Annotated in this window: 1 protein-coding gene and 1 pseudogene; both read right to left on the bottom strand. The window is 63.3% G+C overall.

The genetic code is table 11. The features are described 5' to 3' along the window. Nucleotides 1-837 (bottom strand): annotated as a pseudogene (locus tag IVB29_RS16690) (DUF305 domain-containing protein); the annotation flags it as partial. Between the two features lie 37 nt (nucleotides 838-874). Further along, the coding region (locus tag IVB29_RS16685) for a hypothetical protein (RefSeq protein WP_247504469.1) at nucleotides 875-1,125 on the bottom strand (251 nt) is incomplete at its 5' end.

Genomic DNA, 1,125 nt, shown 5'->3' with positions numbered 1-1,125 from the left:
GCCGCGCGTTCCTCAGTGCTGCAGTCCGGAATCTCCGTGTCGAACCAGCTCAACCACCAGTTCTTGAAAATCCGGTTCTCGCCGGACTGGCTTGCGACCATCAGCATCGCAAGCTTCCGCAAATGCGGGTCCTGCGCGCGTTCAACCGCGATACGCGCGAGTTCGATACCCTGCGCGTGATGCGCGGTCATGTGACGAATGTAGATCTGGTCTGCATCCTTGTCGCGACCCGTCCACGGCAGTTCGGAGCCGTGGTTGCCCAAGGCAGCGACGATCCCGAGCATGGCGACCGCGTCACTGCGCCGGTGATCCCGGCGTTGGTGATGCGCGCGTCTTGCGCCGGCGCCTCGCCCCATTTCCATCGCAGGCGGACGAACAGCGGGTACATGACGGCCAACGAGCCGTGAACGAGTAAGCCGATCCAGTAGGGCTGCTGGAGCGTGAACAGCGGCTGCCAGAACGGAAATAACGGCACCAGCACGAACCACTCCGTGGCCGAGGAAAATACGGCCCAAGGCAGCGCCAGTGCCAGGATTGTCAGCGGCCGCAAATCGGCGGTCCATCGGACGAGCACGCCGAAAAAAACAGCGCCCAGGAAAAATCGGCCCATTGATGAAAAGCAATCCCTGCCAGAATTGCGCTCGATGCTGGGTCCGCGCCGAGCGCCCAGTCGCGCGCGGGAATCGCGGCAACGGTCATCCAGTCGACAGCCGCATCACGACCGATGCGCGCGGCAAACAACTGGCTGACGACAGTGGAAAACGTGCTGCTGATCAGACCCAGCGCGGCGGCCGCAACCCACCGTGAGCGCCTTTGCGGTTCCGGAAGCGGCGAGATGCTGGCTGCGGATTGCCGCAAGGGAGTGCGAGGGCGTTCACGTCGATTGCGCGGGCTTCTTGGCCGCCGGTGGGACTTTCTCAGAATCGTTGCGGCCGCGCTCAACCTCCAGCTTGCCTTGCTCGTGGAGATCCTGATCCCCGATGATTTCGCAAACGGCCTGCTTTGTCTTGCCGGCGATCCGCTGCGTCAGGCCCTTCATGGTGCTCATCGCCAACCTCGACGTTCGCGCCGCTAACCCCAGCGCCTGAGGGGACGAGGGCCGGGTAGCGATTTCTTCCAATTGAC

The organism is Bradyrhizobium sp. 1 (assembly GCF_023073315.1).
GTDB lineage: Bacteria > Pseudomonadota > Alphaproteobacteria > Rhizobiales > Xanthobacteraceae > Bradyrhizobium.
Note: the sequence above shows the minus strand (reverse complement) of the source record. Positions and strands in the feature narration are given on the sequence as shown.